Origin of the sequence: Mangrovivirga halotolerans (assembly GCF_026241165.1) — a bacterium.
In the GTDB taxonomy this organism is placed as follows: domain Bacteria; phylum Bacteroidota; class Bacteroidia; order Cytophagales; family Cyclobacteriaceae; genus Mangrovivirga; species Mangrovivirga halotolerans.
On sequence record NZ_JAPFQN010000001.1, the window covers coordinates 147,861 to 166,007 of the forward strand.

18 protein-coding genes are annotated in these 18,147 nt (G+C 35.6%); 13 read left to right on the forward strand and 5 right to left on the reverse strand.

Annotated elements, in window-relative coordinates; genetic code table 11:
• The first annotated feature begins 16 nt into the window (after nucleotides 1-16).
• The 8 genes from OO013_RS00585 to OO013_RS00620 all read left to right on the forward strand — a co-directional run bounded on the left by OO013_RS00585 (nucleotide 17) and on the right by OO013_RS00620 (nucleotide 8,109).
• Nucleotides 17-643: a carbonic anhydrase gene (locus tag OO013_RS00585; RefSeq protein ID WP_266054573.1), complete on the forward strand. Its 627-nt coding sequence runs from the start codon at nucleotides 17-19 to the stop codon at nucleotides 641-643.
• A 122-nt stretch (nucleotides 644-765) separates the two neighbouring features.
• On the forward strand, nucleotides 766-1,650 hold the full coding sequence (locus OO013_RS00590; protein WP_266054574.1) for a mechanosensitive ion channel family protein: 885 nt from the start codon (nucleotides 766-768) through the stop codon (nucleotides 1,648-1,650).
• Nucleotides 1,651-1,801: 151 nt separating this feature from the next.
• Nucleotides 1,802-2,506 carry a response regulator transcription factor gene (locus OO013_RS00595; protein ID WP_266054575.1) on the forward strand — a complete coding sequence of 235 codons (705 nt, stop codon included), beginning with the start codon at nucleotides 1,802-1,804 and terminating at the stop codon, nucleotides 2,504-2,506.
• Nucleotides 2,507-2,508: 2 nt separating this feature from the next.
• Complete coding sequence (locus tag OO013_RS00600) at nucleotides 2,509-4,017, forward strand: sensor histidine kinase (RefSeq protein WP_266054576.1); 1,509 nt, start codon at nucleotides 2,509-2,511, stop codon at nucleotides 4,015-4,017.
• Between the two features lie 56 nt (nucleotides 4,018-4,073).
• Nucleotides 4,074-5,114 (forward strand): NAD-dependent epimerase/dehydratase family protein, encoded by a 1,041-nt coding sequence (locus OO013_RS00605; protein ID WP_266054577.1) that lies wholly within the window; start codon nucleotides 4,074-4,076, stop codon nucleotides 5,112-5,114.
• Between the two features lie 83 nt (nucleotides 5,115-5,197).
• Nucleotides 5,198-5,923: a DUF1835 domain-containing protein gene (locus OO013_RS00610; RefSeq protein WP_266054578.1), complete on the forward strand. Its 726-nt coding sequence runs from the start codon at nucleotides 5,198-5,200 to the stop codon at nucleotides 5,921-5,923.
• Nucleotides 5,920-7,005: a serine hydrolase domain-containing protein gene (locus OO013_RS00615; RefSeq protein WP_266054579.1), complete on the forward strand. Its 1,086-nt coding sequence runs from the start codon at nucleotides 5,920-5,922 to the stop codon at nucleotides 7,003-7,005. Before OO013_RS00610 ends, OO013_RS00615 begins: the two co-directional genes overlap by 4 nt.
• Nucleotides 7,006-7,035: 30 nt before the next feature.
• Nucleotides 7,036-8,109: an META domain-containing protein gene (locus OO013_RS00620; protein WP_266054580.1), complete on the forward strand. Its 1,074-nt coding sequence runs from the start codon at nucleotides 7,036-7,038 to the stop codon at nucleotides 8,107-8,109.
• Between the two features lie 51 nt (nucleotides 8,110-8,160).
• Here the strand turns inward: OO013_RS00620 and OO013_RS00625 are convergent, their stop codons facing one another.
• Nucleotides 8,161-8,742, reverse strand: a complete 582-nt coding sequence (locus tag OO013_RS00625) for a hypothetical protein (RefSeq protein WP_266054581.1) — start codon at nucleotides 8,740-8,742, stop codon at nucleotides 8,161-8,163.
• Nucleotides 8,743-8,865: 123 nt separating this feature from the next.
• Complete coding sequence (locus OO013_RS00630; RefSeq protein ID WP_266054582.1) at nucleotides 8,866-9,945, reverse strand: DUF1573 domain-containing protein; 1,080 nt, start codon at nucleotides 9,943-9,945, stop codon at nucleotides 8,866-8,868.
• Nucleotides 9,946-10,091: 146 nt separating this feature from the next.
• Here OO013_RS00630 and trpS point away from each other — a divergent pair, with 146 nt between their 5' ends.
• A complete protein-coding gene (trpS, locus tag OO013_RS00635; RefSeq protein ID WP_266054583.1) occupies nucleotides 10,092-11,063 on the forward strand; it encodes a tryptophan--tRNA ligase in 972 nt (323 codons plus the stop codon).
• A gap of 31 nt (nucleotides 11,064-11,094) precedes the next feature.
• Here trpS and OO013_RS00640 read toward each other — a convergent pair whose 3' ends face one another.
• Nucleotides 11,095-11,514 (reverse strand): hypothetical protein, encoded by a 420-nt coding sequence (locus OO013_RS00640; protein ID WP_266054584.1) that lies wholly within the window; start codon nucleotides 11,512-11,514, stop codon nucleotides 11,095-11,097.
• Nucleotides 11,515-11,714: 200 nt separating this feature from the next.
• Here OO013_RS00640 and hppD point away from each other — a divergent pair, with 200 nt between their 5' ends.
• The 3 genes from hppD (at nucleotide 11,715) to murB (ending at nucleotide 15,746) form a co-directional block, all read left to right on the forward strand.
• Entirely contained in the window at nucleotides 11,715-12,815 is a 1,101-nt protein-coding gene (gene hppD, locus OO013_RS00645) for a 4-hydroxyphenylpyruvate dioxygenase (RefSeq protein ID WP_266054585.1), read from the forward strand.
• 81 nt (nucleotides 12,816-12,896) lie between these two features.
• Nucleotides 12,897-14,624 (forward strand): phospho-sugar mutase, encoded by a 1,728-nt coding sequence (locus OO013_RS00650; protein WP_266054586.1) that lies wholly within the window; start codon nucleotides 12,897-12,899, stop codon nucleotides 14,622-14,624.
• Nucleotides 14,625-14,726: 102 nt separating this feature from the next.
• Entirely contained in the window at nucleotides 14,727-15,746 is a 1,020-nt protein-coding gene (murB, locus tag OO013_RS00655) for a UDP-N-acetylmuramate dehydrogenase (protein WP_266054587.1), read from the forward strand.
• On the opposite strand, the gene OO013_RS00660 is transcribed toward murB, so the two are convergent.
• Entirely contained in the window at nucleotides 15,743-16,225 is a 483-nt protein-coding gene (locus OO013_RS00660; protein ID WP_266054588.1) for a deoxycytidylate deaminase, read from the reverse strand. The genes murB and OO013_RS00660 overlap by 4 nt on opposite strands.
• A gap of 71 nt (nucleotides 16,226-16,296) precedes the next feature.
• Here OO013_RS00660 and OO013_RS00665 point away from each other — a divergent pair, with 71 nt between their 5' ends.
• Nucleotides 16,297-16,836: a DUF2911 domain-containing protein gene (locus OO013_RS00665; RefSeq protein ID WP_266054589.1), complete on the forward strand. Its 540-nt coding sequence runs from the start codon at nucleotides 16,297-16,299 to the stop codon at nucleotides 16,834-16,836.
• Between the two features lie 32 nt (nucleotides 16,837-16,868).
• On the opposite strand, the gene OO013_RS00670 is transcribed toward OO013_RS00665, so the two are convergent.
• A complete protein-coding gene (locus OO013_RS00670; protein ID WP_266054591.1) occupies nucleotides 16,869-18,053 on the reverse strand; it encodes a PQQ-dependent sugar dehydrogenase in 1,185 nt (394 codons plus the stop codon).
• Nucleotides 18,054-18,147 lie beyond the last annotated feature (94 nt).

Here is an 18,147-nt window from a genome sequence, read left to right on the forward strand (position 1 = left end):
ATAAACAAAATTAATAATGGACATAAAGGAAATATTTAAAAACAACGAATCCTGGATAAAGGAAAAATTAAATGTTGATTCTGATTATTTCGATAATCTTGCAAAAGGCCAAAGCCCTGAAATTTTATATATAGGTTGTTCAGACAGTCGTGTTACTGCTGAAGAACTTATGGGATTAGGCCCCGGAGATGTGTTTGTTCATAGAAATATAGCTAACGTAGTGTCCAATCTAGATATTAGCAGTGCTTCAGTTATAAATTATGCCGTTTCACACCTGAAGGTCAACCACGTGGTAGTATGTGGTCATTATTATTGCGGAGGTGTTAAGGCTGCTATGGATTCAGCTGATCTTGGAATACTGAACCCATGGTTAAGAAATATTCGCGATGTTTACAGACTTCACCAGGAAGAACTGGATGGCATAGAGGACGAGGAAGAAAGATACAAACGCCTTGTTGAATTAAATGTTCAGGAACAATGTGTTAATGTACTAAAAACTGCTGATGTTCAGGTTGCAAGTAAAGAAAGAGGTATTCAGGTTCACGGTTGGGTTTTCGATATTAAGACCGGAAAACTTATCGATCTGGAAATTGACTTCAAAAAAATCCTGGATGATATAATGCAAATTTATAATCTGGACTAAAAAGATATTAAAAAGGGCTTCGGCCCTTTTTTTTGTCTCATATTTACCTTCCTTACATAGCAAATCTTAAAGACTTATTTATTAATTTAAACTCGCTCCCTTCTATATAAAATTGAAAAGCTATGTTCGAAAAGATCCGTAATTCATTTAATGAGCAAATCAGCATCTACTCTGATGAATTGATAGAAATTTTTCCAAAACTTACTGTAGCAATAGTTCTCTTTCTGGTATTTTATTTCATTGCAAGGGGAATAAAAAGTCTTATTGGTCCCAGGCTTCAAAAGCGAATTCAGGATTTTGTAATGGCTAAGTTTATCACTGACATTATCTTTTACACAATTTTTCTTGTTGGTATCCTCGTTTTTCTGCGAGTGATGGGTTTTGGTAATGTAATCGTGGGTATTTTTTCAGGAGCAGGTGTAGTGGCTATAGTTTTCGGATTTGCTTTTAAAGATATCGGAGAAAATTTTATAGCAGGACTAATAATGGCCTTTAACCGTCCATTTAAGCATGGAGACCTTATCCAAATTGGTGATCAAAAAGGCCGGGTTCAGGAAATGAGTTTAAGATTAACCCGTATCAAAACCTATGATGGCAAAGATGTATATATACCTAATGCAAGAATTATTAAAGACAATCTCACTAATTACACTGTTGACGGATACCTCAGATATGAAATCCCTTTAGGAATTGATTATGGTTCCGATCTTGGTAAAGTAGCGGAGATAATCCTCAAAACCCTTGAAGATGTGGATGGGGTTCTTAAAGAACCAAAGCCTACAGTTTATCTAACAGAATATGGATCAAACACAGCAAATCTGAATTATACTATCTGGGTTGATCTTTTTGACACCCAATATAGAAGGTTTGACATTAAAACTGATGCGATGAGAAAAGTATGGAATGCGCTCAATGATTCAGGATATAATATGCCTGGCAATATTCTGGAACTAAAAAATTATAATTCTCAGCCCTTTGAACTTAAGACTGGAAACTCAGACAAATAAACATAATATCTAAACAGACAACCAGGCGACAATTCATACAATAATTTAGATGATCTCTCACCTTATCTGTCATTATTTCATACCTTGATAGACAGGGAAATGTAAAACTCCTGTGATAGAACTGTGATACATTTTATTTTCCTTTATAGCAATGAAAAAGGTATTGGTAATTGAAGACGATCCTGAGATAGTCAATTTACTTGAAATACATCTCAAAGACCTCAATTGCGAGGTATTAAAAGCCTATGATGGTAATACAGGCGTCGATATAGCTTTGTCTCATGATCCTGATCTGATCATTCTTGATTTAAGCCTGCCAGAAAAAGATGGTTTAAATGTCTGCAGGGAGGTCCGTGCCCGGCAAGGAACTCCAATTATAATGCTTACCGCTAAATCAGAAGAAATTGACAGAGTACTCGGGCTGGAAATGGGAGCTGACGATTATATCACCAAACCTTTTAGCATTCGTGAGTTCATTGCCAGGGTGAAAGCGATATTTCGCAGAACCAAAATGATCGAGGACAGAATCACCAGCCCGGAGTCTAAAACGTTTCGATTTGAAGAGTTGACTATCGACATTGAAAAACGAAAAGTAATTGTTAGGAATGATAAGGTTGAACTATCACCTAAAGAATTTGAACTTCTGACCCTAATGGCTGCTCACCCAGGCAGAAGTTATTCACGGTCTGACCTTTTAAAGCTAATCTGGGGTTATGATTTTGATGGCTACGAGCATACAGTTAATTCCCACATAAACCGATTACGAGCCAAAATCGAACCGGACATGAACAACCCGAAATATATAAAAACAACATGGGGTATCGGTTATAAATTTAATGAAGAAGTAATCATCTGAACATGAATATCAAAGACACACTTTCCATTCAATTCATTAAAAAATTAATGTTGACATTTTTCTTCCTTATCATTCTAATGGGAAGTATCTACATCTTTTTTTCTTTTTATTTTACTTCTAAGCTTTATCATGAAACTACCCAGAAGCTAAATGCGAACATTGCTAATCATCTGATTGAAGAGAAATTTAAAAATGAATCTCCCTATTTAGAAGATGGAAGTGTAAATAAAGAACTATTTGGAGACATCATGCATGATATGATGGCAGTTAACAGGTCTATTGAAGTTTATCTTCTGGATAAATCAGGTGCCATCCTGTATTCAGTTGTCCTTGATCATTCCGATCCCGATGCACCCACTCAAAAAGTTGACCTACAACCAATTAAAAAATTCATAGAATCTAAAGGAAATGACTATATCACGGGGGATGATCCAAGGGATAAAAATGAAAAGAAAATTTTTTCTGCCGCTGAATTTAATGTAGATGGACATCAAGGATATATTTATATAATACTTGAAGGCCATGAGCAGGAGGCAGTATATACTTCGTTGTTTACTTCCTATTTCACCCGGATGAGTATAGGTGCTACAATTATCACAATGATTTTCACCCTGTTAATAGGCTTTGCTGCTTTATATTACCTAACCAGAAACATTAGAGATATAACCAGTACCGTTAAAAGATTCTCTGAGGGTGACTACAATATAAGGATCCAAAATGCTGAAAATTCTGATCTTTCTGTTCTCGCCACAAATTTTAATGCAATGGCAGATACAATTGTAAGACACATGGAGGAAATTAAATCTGTGGATAATTTGAGACGTGAACTAATTGCAAATGTATCACATGATCTGAGAACGCCGCTTTCGATTATGAAAGGTTACGTTGAAACATTACAGATTAAAAAAGAATCGCTAAGCGACTCTGATAAAGAAAACTACCTGACAATAATTCAGGAAAGCTCAGAAAAGCTTTCAAATCTTATTTCTCAACTTTTTGAATATTCAAAACTTGAATCCAGACAGATCGAGCCAGAAAAAGAACCCTTTGGTATCACCGACCTTGCCATGGATATTATCAATAAATTCAAACTCAAAGCGGAAAGTAAAAACATTGAAATTTCCATTGAAAAAACTGCAGATCAATTACCTATGGTTTTTGCTGACATTAGTCTGGTCGAACGAGCTATTCAAAACCTGATAGAAAATGCTCTTAAATTCACACCAGAAAATGGGCAGATCAAACTATTACTTTCAAGATCAGATGATGGAGTAAAAGTAACAATAGCTGATTCCGGACCGGGTATGACCGAAAAAGAACAAGCTATTGTTTTTGACAGATACAGACAAACAGAAAACCATATAAAGCAGGAAGGTGCCGGATTAGGCCTTGCAATAGTTAAAAAAATCATGGAATTACACGATACGGCCATAAGTATAAATTCAGGCCCTGGAAGAGGCAGTGCCTTCAGCTTTAATTTAAAATCATATCATCAGATATCAGGTACCTGACTCCTATATTCTTAAGTTTAATGATTAAATTAAGTCATTAAACATATAATCACGCTATGGCTAAAAAAATAATGGTAACAGGGGGAACCGGTTATATCGGTTCATGGGTTGTTAAAGAGCTTCTTGAAAGAGGACATATAGTTAAACTAACGGTAAGAGATAAATCAAATGAAGAGAAATATAATTTTCTGCAGGATATAGCAAATCAGAGTCCGGGTGAGTTGGAAGTTTACGAAGCAAATCTTTTAAGGTTCGGATCGTATGATGAAGCAATAAAAGATTGTGACACAGTAGTACATATGGCCTCTCCTTTTATTCTTGATGTAAAAAATCCGATAGAAGAACTTGTTAAACCTGCCCTTGAGGGTACTGAAAATGTATTGTCATCAGCATCAAAAACTGCCACAGTAAAAAAAGTTGTTCTCACTTCAAGTGTAGCTGCAATTTATGGTGATGCAAAAGATATGCAAGATCAGGGACTCAATGAATTTACAGAAGAAAACTGGAACACAACAAGTAATAAAGACCATCAGCCATATCCATATTCCAAAGTTCTTGCAGAGAAAAAAGCGTGGGAGCTACACGATAAACAGGAACAATGGTCTTTAGCAGTAATTAATCCCAGCTTTGTGATGGGACCTTCTCTTACCAAATTTTCCAATTCAGAAAGCCTCAAGTTTATGGGTGAAATGTTGAGAGGTAAATTGCAATTTGGAGCACCGGACCTGATATTCGGAGTGGTTGATGTCAGAGATGTAGCTATCGCTCATGCTAATGCTGTTGAAATGGAAAACGTTTCTGGCAGACATATTCTATCCAATAAAAGTGTTTCGGTTCTGGAAATGGCTGAAGCTGTAAGAATTGAATCTGACAAGAAATATAAACTCCCAAAATCCTTAAGTCCTAAATGGCTTTTATACATAGTGGGGCCATTATTTGGAATTAATTCTTCTTTTGTCAAGAAGAATATCGGGTATCCATTGCGATTTGATAATTCAAAAAGCACTAAAAACCTAAAAATAAATTACAGACCATTCAATATAACTATTAAAGATATGGTGCAGCAAATGGAAAAAAGTAATATGATCAAAAATTAAACTTGTTAAATCTACGTTTTGAAGGTAATTTGCCGACATTTCCGCTCAGAACGGATCATATATTTTCATAAAATCTGCCTTACATGAATGTTCATATAATAAACAGTTATAAACTTTTAAACAGATTGCCTAAAGAGGCATCTGGTAAAAAGATAGTGATTAAAGAAGCTTTATCTCAAGGTCCGGTTTCCAATGACACCTTACCAAAGTTATTTGAAGAAAGAGCACAGTTTTTTAAAGATGCCTATGGGATTTCCGAAGAAGTCTACTATGGTGAATCAATGCCAGAGATAATGAAAATCCCTGCCATTAAGAAGTTTTCAAAGGTGAATCTGTGGTTCGAACATGACATTATGAGTCAGGTGAACCTTTGGTTTACATGTTCCTTAATAAATTTTAATATTATCAAAGAATTATCGTTGGTACTACCCTCTGTAGGACACCAAAATGGTTTTGAGAACATGAATAAGCTTCAAATAGCAAAGACATTCAAGAATAAAATAAACTTAACTTATCATCAATTTACTACCCTGCAAAATCTATGGGTTGCCTATTGCGAGAAAAATTTTGCAGCTATGCATAAATTATCACGGCCTCTTTCTTCAATACTTCCTCTTCTGTCTGAAGTAATAAGAGTAATTGAATCAGATTACAATGGTTTTACCTATGCTAAAAAGGTTCTCAATAAAATACAGAAAGATAAAGAAAAAGATGAACTAAAATTAATTGAGAAATTTAAAAGTGCAGCCCCAATTTATGGTTATGAAGAAGCACAGGTAGCTTATCTATTAGAGATTATTCAACAATGAAAAGGTTAATATATACTTTTACCTTTCTCATTATAATAATTTCTTCATGTGCGAAGGATGAATCAAATGATAACAATTCATTTGTTGATCTGAAAAACACCCTGGATTCCTTAACAGAAACCGGGATTATACCGGGCATATCAATGAGTGTTTTTACTAAAGATTCAATTTTAATTGTTCATACATCCGGATATGCTGATTTAACTGATTCCATTGAAGTTGATAGAACAACTAAGTTTGAAGCCGCTTCTCTGTCAAAACCCATAGTAGCACATATTTATCTAAAAAACTTTCAAAATAAACTCCCTCTTGATACGTCACTGCTTAGCTTTTATGATCAAGCAGTAACTAATAATACCAATTACCTGGAAAAAGTATCACCTTTTCTTATTCTTAGTCATCAATCCGGACTTCCAAACTGGAGAGCAATGCCAAATACTATGGCAGGTTCTCTTTCAGAAGTGTTTAACAAAACAGATAGCCTGAACTTCAGGTTCGAACCGGGAAGTGAATTCGGTTACTCCGGAGAAGGTTATTTATGGCTCCAAGGTGCTATTGAAAAAGTATCCTCCAAACCTTTCCAGCAAATTGCTTCGGAAACAATATTTGGCACTGCAAATACCGAAAACTCCACTTTTATTTATCCGGAAATTGATAAAAACACCTCCTCGCCTTATGATGAAAATAATGAGAGAGTAAGTAAGCAAATTATCAATATAACATTAGCTTCGGCATCATTACATTCTAATGCACAAGAATACGCCAGGATGTTTCAGCAATACCTAAAGGATAAATCAACTATTCTGGATCCTGTAGTCAAAGTAGACACGGTGAACAACTTCGAAATTAAATGGGCTCCGGGAATAGGAATAATGAGTAATAATGAAGATGAAAATTATTTATTTCACTGGGGAGATAATGGTTCCTTTAAATCTTATGTGATTTATGATGCTAATAATGATCTTGGTTTTGTGTATTTCTCCAATTCTTCTAATGGATTAAAAATCAGGAACATAATTGTCGATAAAGTCTACAATAAAAAGATCCCGATGTGGCCGGGAGATTACGAACAATTAAAATAACTTTATCATCTTCTAATTATTAAAAGACAAATGAAATATTTCTATTACTTTTCTATTTCTATAATTTTCTTTTTTGGCTGTAAGACCAGCGAAAAAGCAGGTGAAAAAGTTTCTGAAGAAGATATTTTAGCAACATGGGTTGGTACTATTGATTGTGAGGAATGTAGTGGAATTGATTATGAACTTACCCTTCTTGATAATAACAAATTTTACGAGTTGATTGTCCATCAAGATAAGGCAGGAAATGAATTAATCAAGAAAGGTAACTGGAGTTTAAAAGATAATATATTAAATCTTTATACTGCGGACGATCAAAAGGAGTATAAAAAACTAAAAGTAGTTAATGGGAAATTACTATTAACAGATAATAATTCTAAAATCGGCTCTCTTGAAAAATCATCAAAACCTCGTACATCAAGCTATTATATTAACAAAGCAATAAAGGGTATTGATTTCACTGGTTCCGGACATCACCCTAAATGGGAAATAGATATAGATTTTGATGGCAATATCCATATTAGGTATCCGGATAAAAAAATAGATTATACAACCCCTGTTCCTAAAAATGTTGCTGACAACAGTGGGAACACACTGATTTATGTAATTGAATCTGAGAAGAGTAATTTAACCCTGACATTAAATAAGCAGGAGTGTTTTGATGATCAATTAAAAGAAACTTTTGATTACTCGGTTACAGCAACACTAAAATTAATTAGTATGGATGAACCTGTTACTCTTGAAGGTTGTGGCAGATTTTTAGGTGACTACAGGCTTCATGACATTTGGGTTTTAGCTGCGATCAATGACAAACCTCTTGATCCGGGCATAGTCTTTAAACAATCACCATTTTTAGAATTGAATCTCACTCAAAGGCATCTGACAGGATTTACTGGATGTAACAGAGTAAAAGGAAAGTTAAGCTTTAACCAATCCTCACTAATAGTAACAGATATATCGGGTACAAAAATGAAATGTCAGGCTGAGAGTCTGGAATCCCAATTCCTGGAAATCCTTACTTTTGGCGTGTTAGACTACACTTTTGAGAAAAGAAAAATGACCCTTCAAAACAAAAGGGGAAAACTATCATTTAAAAAAGTGGATTAAAAAAAGCAGCGAATTAATATCCGCTGCCCAATCATCGGTTTTAAATTTTTATTAGTCTTCTTTTACTACAAGATCGCAATCTTCAGTAAGCTCTAATTCTTCAATATTAAAAGCACTTGTAGTATCCGCAGAGTGATACATTTCTATTCTAACACCACTTGGAGTATATAAAATATTAGATAATGTATCCGAAGATGGAGACACTTCACCTCCCTCATCTTTTTCGGGATACCAATTTAAAACTCCGGCTTCAAAATTTTTGTTTACAGTAACTAATCCGATCTGAGAACGAGTGCCGGCAAGAGTCTTAAATGCCAGAAGCCTGCAATCTCCCATATCCTTCAATGCTATTATTTTTACAGACTCTATATCTGCAGCATTTGAAATTGATGGCCCAACCTCCTCAAGAAATTCATCCAGAGATAAAGATGATCCGCCTTCATTTTCTATTTTATAAACATCAACATCCTGGATTGTCTTCTCCCAGAAATTAGGTTCCTCAGTTTCCATTTCAGGAACTTCTATTTCTGCCTCACTATCCTCTGAAGCTTCATCTCCTGAATTACCTCCACATGCTGCAAAAACAAATGCAGTTATAAAAAATAATAAGATCGAGTTAAATTGATTTTTCATTTTTAGCCTTTTATAAGTTTGCGATAGCCTTATTTACGCAAATTGTAGACAAAATTCAAGCGAATACAATAAAAAAAGGCCTTACAATAAGGCCTCGTGCTAATAATATCTCTATATCAATCACTAATTATCAATTTTAGCCTTTATAGTTACCTGTAAAGTGCTTTTACGTGGATCATTACTAAAAATAGTGAGGTTTTTGGTCAGATACCCCACTCTTCCCTCACTGTCTAATACTACTTTAACAGTCGTATTTTGTCCTGGCTTTATCTTTTCCTTTTTAATTTCAGTTGTAATACAACTGCAATTGGCAAGGATTTTTCTAATCACCAATGGTTCTTTCCCATAATTAGAAATTGTGAATTCATATTCAGAAGTTTCTCCTTCATTCAAGGCACCGAAATCGTGCTTACGATCAGATACAGAAATTTTAGGTGCACTTGCGAGTTCTTCCTCTGTCATAGGAGGAAAATACTCTTTAATAAAGGTAGTAACATATAAAGTCTTCAAACTATCGGAATCCTCAGTGGTCACAAATTTTACAGGCTCAGTAAAATAACCAAGATCATCCTTCTTCTTAGTATCGTAAGCTACTATCAGCTTACCTCGTTGCTTAGAAGCAAGATTTGAAGGATTAAATGAAATCGTGATGTGCTCTGGAGACTCTATTAAATTCGGATCAAAAACTATCTCTTCCTCACCCTGGTTGTAAATCTCAAATTCTTTTGTCACCACACCTTGATTTGTAATATTACCTAAAGGGAGGGCACGATATTTCACTCTGAGATCTCCCATCGGGGTTGGGAAATCATCTTCAGGCCCCTTTGGTTTAGGTTTTACCCTGCCACTAATTTGTAATGTAGTTACTTGCTTTTCAGCATTTGAACTTACTGTAAGTGATTTGTTAAACCCTCCGGGTCTGTTAAAAGGATTATATTGAGCTATAACATATCCTGTATCTCCTGGAAGAATATTTTGTTTAGTCCAGGCTGGAGTGGTACAGCCACAACTAGCCCTGACATTATTTATCTTCAGTGTATCATTACCGGTATTTTCAAATACAAAAGTGTATTTTACTGGTCCTCCCTCCTCTTCTATCTCTCCAAAATTATGTTTTGTATTACGAAATTCTATTTGGGCCTGGCCTAACATTTCCAAACCTAAAAAGATCGTGAAACACAATATAATAATTAACCTATTCATATTTGAAAAATTTAAAATCATCGTAAATCTAATCATTAATACCAAAAAGAACCTTTAATTAACAATTGTTAATAAAAAACAAATTACATTTTTAAATAATCCTTAGTTATCTTTGGCACCTTTAAATAACAATAGAAGATAATATCATGCCAAGAATATTAACAGGAATCCAAAGCTCGGGAAAACCTCACCTCGGCAACATTTTAGGTGCGATCAAACCCGCTATTGCACTATCAAAAAAAGAAAATAACGATTCTCTGTTTTTTATAGCAGACCTGCATTCATTAACCTCTATTAAGGACGGGGAAGAACGAGTAAAAAATGTCGATGCCGTTGCTGCAGCATGGCTTGCATGTGGGTTCGACACTGACAAAAATCTTTTCTACAGACAATCAAGAATTCCCGAGGTATGTGAATTAACCTGGTACATGAACTGCTTCACGCCTTTTCCGATGCTTGCAAATGCACATTCATTTAAAGATAAGTCAGATCGGCTAAGTGATGTAAACGCAGGATTATTTACTTATCCGGTATTAATGACCTGTGATATTATTTTATATGATGCTGAATATGTGCCTGTCGGAAAAGATCAAAAGCAACATCTTGAAATGACAAGGGATATTGCCTCTTCCTTCAATGCAAAATACGGAGAAGTATTTGTATTGCCTGAAGCAATAATCGATGAAAAAGTAATGACAATCCCAGGTACTGATGGTCAGAAAATGAGTAAATCATATGGTAATACAATCGATATATTTCTGCCTGAAAAGCAATTAAAAAAACAGGTGATGTCTATTATCACTGACAGTACTCCGTTAGAAGAGCCAAAAGATCCTGATAGCTGTAACGTTTATGCCATTTACAGTCTTTTAGGTACTGAAGAAGAAACTAAACAATTAAGAGAAAAATACCTTGCCGGAAATTTTGGTTATGGCCATGCTAAAAAAGAACTGCTGGGATTAATATTGGATAAGTTCAGCGAAGAAAGAGAAAAATATAACTACTATATGGAGAATCTCCCTCAACTTCATGCCGAACTGGAAAAGGGAGAAGAAAAAGCCCGGGAAATAGCCAGACCAACACTCGATAAAGTAAGGAAAGTATTAGGTTATAAATAAAGAAAGGGGCTTTAATCAGCCCCTTTTTTATTTAAACTTTTTCCTCGTCCATATGCCAGGCAACGACTGTTGGCTCGCCTTCGACTCTTAATTCTATACGTGCCGGGGATGGTAAAATAACTAAACGACATTCTTTTCCATTAAAATCATCTACCTGAACTTTTAAGCCCTGGTCATCAGCAGCAGTGTATTTACCACCATCACCTATTGTATATTCTTCAGCAAAGTATTTTATTGGACTCCAGACTTCATTGTCCGGACAAAATTCATCATGTACGTGATATAGGATCTCATTCATGTCGGCATAAAAATTCTCTTTAAATTCCGCTTCTAAATGGTCAAGATCATTTTTTACAAGATCATACCGGTCATCACCTTTCTTGAGTTTTGTCAGAGCAGCCCTTTTTTCGGCTATCTCTGTAATCGCCTCATTTAGCTTTTCTATTTCCATGATTTTTGGGGTTTATCTTATACAAACTTCCTCATTGAGCCTGACTAACGCAAGAAATAGTAAGATATTTTAGCAACCTTTTCTTACCTGTAAAATATAATATTATGTTCTGTTATATTTCTAAAGTGAAGTGTTATTGTAAAGCTTTAAATTCTATCACAAAAGACTTAAATTTGTGTGACATTAACCAATAAATAAATATGAGTAACCAGGAAGATTTTCTACCGATTAATGGTACAGACCACGTAGAATTTTACGTAGGTAATGCAAAACAAGCCGCTGTTTACTACCAATATATGTTTGGATTTGATTTAGTTGCTTATGCCGGCCCCGAAACAGGCGTAAGAGACAGGGCTTCATATGTACTTCAGCAGGATAAGCTAAGATTTGTTTTTACATCAGGTTTTCATCCTGACTCTCCAATATGCCAGCACGTTTTAAAACATGGTGATGGAGTAAAAGTTATGGCTCTTTGGGTTGATGATGCCGAAAAGTCATATTACGAAACGATGAAAAGAGGTGCTAAATCATACGCTGAGCCAAAAACTCTTAAGGATGATAATGGTGAAGTAAAAACTGCTTCTATTCACACTTATGGAGAGACAATTCATACGTTTGTTGAAAGAAGCAATTACTCAGGTCCATTCATGCCTGGATTCGAGCCAAAAGAAAGCACTGTTGAATCTAAAGGTGTTGGATTCAAATACATTGACCATGCCGTTGGTAATGTAGAATTAGGAAAGATGAACGAATGGGTGAAATTCTATGAGGATGTATTAGGATTCAACTTATTAGTTACTTTTGACGACAAAGATATCAGCACCAAGTATACTGCTTTGATGTCTAAAGTGGTTTCTAATGGTAATGGATATGTTAAATTCCCTATCAATGAACCTGCAGATGGTGTTAAAAAATCTCAAATAGAAGAGTATCTTGATTTCTATCACGGAGCTGGTGTTCAGCACCTTGCTATTGCTACAGATGATATCATCGAAACAGTTGGTGAACTTAGAAAAAGAGGACTTGAATTCCTTGAAGTTCCTGCTACCTATTATGATGATTTACTTGACAGAGTCGGATCGATAGATGAAGATATTAAGCCTTTAAGAGACCTGAATATTCTTGTTGACAGAGATGATGAAGGATATCTTCTTCAAATATTCACTAAGCCTCTTCAGGATAGACCAACTCTTTTCTTCGAGATAATCCAAAGAAAAGGCGCTAAGTCTTTCGGAAAAGGAAATTTCAAAGCTTTATTTGAAGCAATTGAAAGAGAACAGGAATTACGAGGGAACTTGTAATTTTTAAATAAAAATTTTACTATTTTAAAGACAATCTGTTAATTTCAGGTTGTCTTTATTTTTTTAGATTAAATTATTTCTATGGAGCAGTCAATTCAACAAAAAATAGATCATTGGTTAAAAAGTGACATTGATCAGGATCTAAAATCCCAGATCGAAAAACTGATGAGTAATGGTAATAATGATGAACTTGTAGATTCATTTTACAGAGACCTGGAGTTTGGAACAGGCGGACTCAGAGGTGTAATGGGTCCCGGCACCAACCGGATGAACAAATATACCATCGGAATGGCCACCCAGGGACTAGCCAATTACCTGAAACAGAATTTTGATGATCAGGAAATTAAAGTGGCCATTGCGCACGATTCAAGAAACAACAGTCGGAAATTTGCTGAAATTACTGCTAATGTTTTCAGTGGTAACGGTTTTAAGGTTTATCTTTTTGAAGACCTAAGACCAACGCCTGAATTGTCATTCGCTATAAGGGAATTTGGTTGTCAAAGTGGTGTGGTATTAACTGCCTCTCATAATCCAAAGGAATATAATGGTTATAAAGCTTATTGGGACGATGGAGCCCAGGTTATTGCACCTCATGACAAGAATATTATCGCAGAAGTAAATAAGATCACTGATTTTAACCAGGTTAAATTTGAAGGAAATCCGGATCTGATAATTCCAATCGGAAAAGATGTCGACAACAAATATCTTGATCAAATAAAATCATTGTCATTAAATGAAGAGGCCATTAAAAGCAATTCAGAAATGAAAATTGTTTATTCGCCTCTGCACGGAACCGGCATTACCCTTGTCCCGGAAATTCTGGAAAGGTTCGGTTTTAAATCAGTTCATATTGTGGAAGAGCAAGCAAAGCCTGATGGCGACTTCCCTACCGTTGTCTATCCAAATCCGGAAGAATCAGAAGCTCTTTCAATGGGCCTTAATAAGGCTAAAGAAATTGATGCTGATCTTCTAATGGCAACTGACCCTGATAGTGACAGAGTAGGTATAGCTGTAAAAAATCATAATAATGAATGGCAACTACTAAACGGCAATCAAACTGGGGCTCTTTTGATATATTATGTCCTTCAGGCTTACAAAGAAAAAAATGGTTTTGAAGGAAATGAATTTATTGTCAAAACAATCGTAACTACCGAATTAATTAAAGATATAGCCGATGGCTTTGGTGTCCAATCATATGATACTCTTACAGGATTTAAACACATAGCTGCTTTAATCAGAAAGCTTGAAGGTAAAGAAAAATATCTTGTCGGTGGTGAAGAAAGTTATGGTTACCTTATTGGAGATGCAGTAAGAGACAAAGATGCTATTGCATCATGTGCATTGATCGCTGAAATGACTGCTTGGGCTAAAAGTAAAAATAAATCACTATTTGATTTATTACTTGAGATCTATAAGGAATTCGGACATTATAATGAATATTTATTTTCCTTAACGAAAAAAGGAAAGTCCGGTGCAGAGGAGATCAGTAAAATGATGGAAGATATGAGAATGAAAGCTCCTGACTCATTAGGTGGCATCAAAGTAACAAAAGTAAGTGATTATCTCACTCAACAAGCTACAGATCTGGCTAGTGGTGATACTACTTCGATCGATCTGCCCAAATCAAATGTACTTCAGTTTTTCTTAGCGGATGGGTCAAAGGTATCAGCTCGACCATCTGGAACAGAGCCTAAAATAAAATTTTACATCAGTGTTAAAAAAGACCTGGCAGAAATATCTGAGTTTGATAATTCGCTTGATTCATTAAACCAGAAAGCGGAAAAAATAAAAAAGGATCTCGGGTTATAAATCTGATAAAAGATAAAAATATAAAAAGAGAGGCAACCATGTCTCTCTTTTTTAATGTGATGACTGCAATTTTTCTTATAATTGCGATTGATATACTAAGATATGATCAAGATCAGAGAAAAGGCAGATTTAAAAAACTACCACACTTTTGGAGTACCGGCTATCGCTGAATATTTAACAGAAATACATTCGATAGAAGAAATCAGAGAGGCAATAGATTATGCCAGGTCTCATAATCTACAATTAAATGTATTTGGTGGGGGTAGTAATGTTCTTTTCAAAAACAACCCTCAGGGGCTCACCGTTGTAAATAAAATTACAGGAATTGAAGTAGTACAGGAAACAGACAAAGAAGTTGAATTAAGTGTAGGTGCCGGAGAAATATGGCATGACTTTGTACTGTATTGCCTTGATCATAAATATTATGGCATAGAAAATCTTTCTTTGATCCCAGGAACAGTCGGAGCAGCTCCTATGCAAAACATTGGTGCTTATGGAGTTGAAATAAAAGAAGTTTTCAAACACCTAGATGCTGTTCACAGAGAAACAAAGGAATTGGAAAGGTTCAATAACGAGGAATGCCAATTCGGATATCGAACCAGTGTTTTTAAAACTTCCCAGCGTGATAATTACATAATTGCCAGGGTTAATTTTATTCTCTCAAAAGTTCCTGCACCAAATATTTCTTATGGAGCTATCTCGAACACTCTTGAGGAAATGGGAATATCCTCTCCTACTCCCAGGGATGTTAGTAATGCAGTTATCCAAATCAGAAGCTCAAAACTCCCTGACCCAAAACAGATCGGTAATGCAGGTAGCTTCTTTAAAAACCCCAGTATTCCATCTGAGGAGTATGCCAGATTAAAAACTAAATTCCCTGAAATCCCGGGTTACTCCCAACCAGATGAAACTGTAAAAGTTCCTGCTGGATGGTTAATAGAACAATGTGGATGGAAAGGTAAAAAAGTCGGAAATACCGGTGCACACAAAAAGCAAGCCCTTGTTCTCGTTAATTACGGAAATGCAAAAGGACAGGAAATTTATGATCTGTCGGAACAAATTTTAAAAAGTGTCCACGATAAATTCGGTATAGATTTAGAACGTGAAGTAAATATCATCTAGATCATATGAGTAACATTACTCAGGTTTCCACTATATTGCTCTGTTTCAACCCCGAATTTGCTTAAAAAATCCACCCCTTCATCAGTTGGCAGGCCTTTATATTCTGCATAAGATTTTAGGAATATCACTTTTCTGATACCCATACTATAAATAATTCTTGCACAAGCAATGCAAGGTGACAGAGTAACATAAAGCGTAGATCCCGATACAGAAGCATTATTCTTTACAGCATAGATTATAGCATTTTGCTCTGCATGCAAGGCTAAGGTACAACTACCTTTACTATCTCTCCCACACCCTTTATCCGGAAATTCTTCATCACAGTTGTGTGTTCCTGCAGGCGGACCATTATAACCAATACTTATTATTCTGGTTTCTTTAACCAGTACTGCTCCGACATGTCGCCGGATACAATGAGAACGTTTTGCCAGATTAACAGCAAGTTCCATAAAAATATCATCGAATTGTGGTCGTTCCATTTATATAGATTTGGAAATTAAGCACATTTATTGTGTATATTTGGCAATATTAAGAATAAATACAAAAACAAATGAACCAATTAACCACTGTCTTTTTAATCTTTTTATTTTCTTCGACCCTGAACGTGTTTGCTCAGGAGGCTGTCACTCCAAGATTGAGCCCTCTGGAGGTCAAAACAGTAAAAAATGAAGATTCATATGTAAAGGTAACTTATTCTCGTCCCCATAAAAGAGACAGAGTAATATTTGGCGACCTGGTACCTTATGGTAAGGTCTGGCGATTAGGTGCTAATGAAGCAACTGAGATCACGATTACTGAGGATATTAAAATTGCAGGAAGAGACCTTGAAGCAGGAACATACTCTTTGTTTGCTATTCCGCAGGAAGACAAGTGGAATATAATTGTAAATAAAGAACTTGGTCTGTGGGGAGCTTACAATTATAATAAAGAAAATGATGTGATGAGGTTTGATGTACCAACAGCAGAAACTAAAGAAACATGGGAAGCATTTACAATTGATTTTGAACAAAGACAGGACAAGACATATATGACTATGACCTGGGACAAAACAAAAGTGAGCATCCCGATCGATTTTCAAATTTCAGAATAAAAAAAACAGCCCGGTATAACCGGGCTATTTTTTTATCCCTCTTTGTTATACGAAACTTTATATATCGTTCCTGAATAATCATCTGATATCATCAGGGATCCGTTTTCTAATTCAATCACATCGACAGGCCTTCCCCATACGGTTTGCTCTTCCTCATTTAACCATCCGTCAATAAAAGGCTTGTAGCTAGTACCTTCTCCGTTTTTAAGATCGACCATAGTTATTCGATAACCTATTTTCTTACTACGGTTCCAGCTTCCGTGCTCAGCAATGAGTGCCTTTCCTTTATATTCTTCCGGGAAATCCCCTCCTGAGTAAATAGTTAATCCTAAAGGAGCCACATGAGGTCCTAGATTTTGCGCTGGTCTGACAAAATCAGAGCAAGGCCTTCGCTCCCCAAATTCCGGATCAGCAATATCTCCACCATGACAATAGGGGTATCCAAAATGCATTCCTTTTTCGGGAGCATAATTTAATTCACATGGAGGATAATTATCACCAAGATGATCCCTGCCATTATCTGTGAAATACATTTTTTTTGTTTCAGGATGCCATGTAAATCCCACAGTATTTCTTACCCCCTCAGCGTAAATTTCCATGTTACTACCATCAGGATTCATTCTCGTTATTGTCGCAAAAATTTCATCCTCACTTTTACAAATATTACATGGTGCCCCTACCGGTACATATAATTTATCATCAGGACCAAAAGCTATATATTTCCATCCATGATGTGTTTTTTCAGGGTAATCATCATAAACCACTTCTGGTTCCGGTGGGGTTTCCAGGTTATTCAGAATATCCGGATACTTTAAGATTCTGTTAATTTCTGCTACATAAAGATCCCCTTTCCGGAAGGCCACGCCGTTTGGCTGCCATAGGTCTTCATCAATAATATGGACAGTTTCACCATAGCCATCATTATCTTTATCTTCCACGGCATAAACTTTCTCGGCGTTTCTGGACCCCACAAATAGAATGTTATTATCAGCCATATCAATTGACCTCGCATTTTCTACCCTGGCATAAACTGAAATTTCAAATCCTTCAGGTAAATTTAATTCATCCATTTTCAAACCATCATCATTAGCCCATTCATCCGGAGCATTTACTGTGGCCTCAACGGTATCCTCCTTTGCTTCTTCATCATTACTACAAGAAAAACTACCGAGTAATACTACTGCTATAAATATGTTGTTAAATAGTTTAATTTTCATGGTAACATTATTTTAATCGACTAGCATATTATAATCTATTAAACTCTTTCGAATGATTATTGTTCCATATGCGCTAATTAATGTAGTTTTGCAA

What these genes read in the sequence shown, in the direction of transcription:
- OO013_RS00585 (WP_266054573.1), top strand. Translation starts at nt 17, where the DNA reads ATGGACATAAAGGAAATATTTAAAAACAACGAATCCTGGATAAAGGAA.
- OO013_RS00590 (WP_266054574.1), top strand. Translation starts at nt 766, where the DNA reads ATGTTCGAAAAGATCCGTAATTCATTTAATGAGCAAATCAGCATCTAC.
- OO013_RS00595 (WP_266054575.1), top strand. Translation starts at nt 1,802, where the DNA reads ATGAAAAAGGTATTGGTAATTGAAGACGATCCTGAGATAGTCAATTTA.
- OO013_RS00600 (WP_266054576.1), top strand. Translation starts at nt 2,509, where the DNA reads ATGAATATCAAAGACACACTTTCCATTCAATTCATTAAAAAATTAATG.
- OO013_RS00605 (WP_266054577.1), top strand. Translation starts at nt 4,074, where the DNA reads ATGGCTAAAAAAATAATGGTAACAGGGGGAACCGGTTATATCGGTTCA.
- OO013_RS00610 (WP_266054578.1), top strand. Translation starts at nt 5,198, where the DNA reads ATGAATGTTCATATAATAAACAGTTATAAACTTTTAAACAGATTGCCT.
- OO013_RS00615 (WP_266054579.1), top strand. Translation starts at nt 5,920, where the DNA reads ATGAAAAGGTTAATATATACTTTTACCTTTCTCATTATAATAATTTCT.
- OO013_RS00620 (WP_266054580.1), top strand. Translation starts at nt 7,036, where the DNA reads ATGAAATATTTCTATTACTTTTCTATTTCTATAATTTTCTTTTTTGGC.
- OO013_RS00625 (WP_266054581.1), bottom strand. Translation starts at nt 8,742, where the DNA reads ATGAAAAATCAATTTAACTCGATCTTATTATTTTTTATAACTGCATTT.
- OO013_RS00630 (WP_266054582.1), bottom strand. Translation starts at nt 9,945, where the DNA reads ATGAATAGGTTAATTATTATATTGTGTTTCACGATCTTTTTAGGTTTG.
- trpS (WP_266054583.1), top strand. Translation starts at nt 10,092, where the DNA reads ATGCCAAGAATATTAACAGGAATCCAAAGCTCGGGAAAACCTCACCTC.
- OO013_RS00640 (WP_266054584.1), bottom strand. Translation starts at nt 11,514, where the DNA reads ATGGAAATAGAAAAGCTAAATGAGGCGATTACAGAGATAGCCGAAAAA.
- hppD (WP_266054585.1), top strand. Translation starts at nt 11,715, where the DNA reads ATGAGTAACCAGGAAGATTTTCTACCGATTAATGGTACAGACCACGTA.
- OO013_RS00650 (WP_266054586.1), top strand. Translation starts at nt 12,897, where the DNA reads ATGGAGCAGTCAATTCAACAAAAAATAGATCATTGGTTAAAAAGTGAC.
- murB (WP_266054587.1), top strand. Translation starts at nt 14,727, where the DNA reads ATGATCAAGATCAGAGAAAAGGCAGATTTAAAAAACTACCACACTTTT.
- OO013_RS00660 (WP_266054588.1), bottom strand. Translation starts at nt 16,225, where the DNA reads ATGGAACGACCACAATTCGATGATATTTTTATGGAACTTGCTGTTAAT.
- OO013_RS00665 (WP_266054589.1), top strand. Translation starts at nt 16,297, where the DNA reads ATGAACCAATTAACCACTGTCTTTTTAATCTTTTTATTTTCTTCGACC.
- OO013_RS00670 (WP_266054591.1), bottom strand. Translation starts at nt 18,053, where the DNA reads ATGAAAATTAAACTATTTAACAACATATTTATAGCAGTAGTATTACTC.